This window comes from Phaeobacter sp. CAU 1743, from assembly GCF_039839315.1.
Lineage (GTDB): Bacteria > Pseudomonadota > Alphaproteobacteria > Rhodobacterales > Rhodobacteraceae > Phycobacter > Phycobacter gallaeciensis_A.
Genome location: NZ_JBDOQR010000177.1, coordinates 1 through 1896, shown reverse-complemented (window position 1 = coordinate 1896; position 1896 = coordinate 1). Strand labels below are relative to the sequence as shown.

General features: G+C 62.7%; 1 protein-coding gene. It reads right to left on the bottom strand.

From position 1 onward, the window contains the following. Positions 1-78: 78 nt before the first annotated feature. Entirely contained in the window at positions 79-1725 is a 1647-nt protein-coding gene (locus tag AAFO90_RS24770) for an IS1634 family transposase (protein ID WP_347511175.1), read from the bottom strand. Positions 1726-1896 lie beyond the last annotated feature (171 nt).

Below are 1896 nucleotides of genomic sequence, written 5' to 3'. Positions count from 1 at the left end.
CCCAACTTCAACAGCTAAGCGCGTAAGCGACTGATATTGTTGGAGCGGGATGCCCGCTTTTGCCACAACATGGCCGTTTCAGGCGGGTGTTTTCAGATCCAGGGCTTCGAAGAGGTCGAGTTGTTCCGGTTGTTGGCGCGTGATGGTTGTCTTGGCAGTCGGGCCGATACGGGCGACGTGCTGTTGAATGCGTTCCAGAAGATCGAGGGCGGTGCGCGGGCTCGCGCTGTGGCCTTTCGCCTTCAGACGCATGCGCATGACGCGGTAGAGGACGAGAGCCAGGAAGCAGATCATGGCGTGGGCGCGGATGCGGTCGGGCAGCCGGTGGTGAACTGGCGCGATCTCGATGTCGGATTTCAGCACGCGGAAGCCACGCTCGATGTCTGCGAGGCCTTTGTATCGGGCGACAGCCTCGGCAGGGCTCAGATCGGGGGCGTTGGTGATCAGCGCGAGCTTGCCGTCGAAGAGTTCGGCCTGGGCAATGGCGTCTTCGTCGGCCGACCAGCTGAAGCGGTCTGCGTTGAGATCGGCCTTGAGAAAGCGCGTGAGCTCGGCCTCCGCGACGGCGCGGGTGAAGCGGCTGTAGGCCCCGCGGTCGGAGGCGCGGCGTCCCTTGGCGGTCTTTCCGGCATCTTGAGCGTCGAGCTTGCCGACCATCTTTTCGGCCATGGCGTCAAGCTCGGCGATGCGGGCGCGACGCCGATCGCCCTGTTCAGCGGCACGAAGCGGATCATGGGCGACGATCAGGCGATGACCGGCAAAGCGATCCTCGGCCAGTCCGGTCTCGTCGAAGGCCATGTCCCTGAAGGTCTCGACCAGATCGCTGTAGCGGCGCGCGGGGACGGCCAGGATGAACTCCAGGGTTCGCCCACCCTGCTCGGCCAGCGATGTCAGGGCGTCGATGTTGTCGAGGCTCAGAAGCCCGCGATCGGCCACCAGTATGACGCGCTCGATGGGGAAGCGCTTCAGGACGGTGGCCAGCATGGCCTGCAGCGTCTTGGTCTCGGCTACGTTGCCCGGATGCACAGTATGCATGAGCGGCAACCCCTCGGCGGTCTGCACAACGCCGAGCACGAACTGGCGTGCGATGCCACCGGTCTCCTTGTTCATGCCGTAGGCGCGGATATCGTCGTCAACCTCACCTTCGCCGTGGATGCGCACGGTGGTCAGGTCATAGAAGACGACCGTCAGATCCCTGTCGACCAAAGGGCGGATCTGGCGGGCCAGCTCGGCCTCCACGCGATCGACATTGTCCATGAGCGCGTCCATGGCGCGCAGGAGGTGGTGGTGCTCGACTTTGGCGGGCATCTCGGGCATGGCCACGGTGTCCAGCCAGCGCAGGCAGCCGAGTTTGCTCATGGGATCGCACAGGCGGTTGAAGACCATGGCCCGCACGAGGGCATCTGCCTCGATCTTGCGCCGCCCAGACCGCATGGCACGACCAAGGGCGCGGTCGAGGCCAAGATCCTTCCAAAGCTCGTGCAGGGCGAAGACGTTACCATAGGCCTTGGAGCTTTCGATCTCGACGGGAAACGCCGTGTTGTCGCTCCGCCCGATCGCCCTGTTCAAACCGTTGATCAGGGGATCGAGCTTGGCGGGGTTCAGATCTTCGAGTCGGCCAAGGTTGGCGACGACCCGATGGCGGACCTTGCCCTCTTCGTTGCGATAGCCCTCGACCAGTTGCAGGTACTGGCGCCCGCCGGATCTCGTGATCTTGGTGTACATGTCGCAACACTACGAGACGATGTGTAATGCTTCAATGACTCAATGCGCCATAACGTGCCACAACAGGATTCTCGCCAAAATCTGACCCTCCACACACGGAAAGCCCTTATTTCATTGAAGTCCGCATTGCCAAACCGGGCTCAAATCCATCGCGAAGTGTCGAAGTTGGGG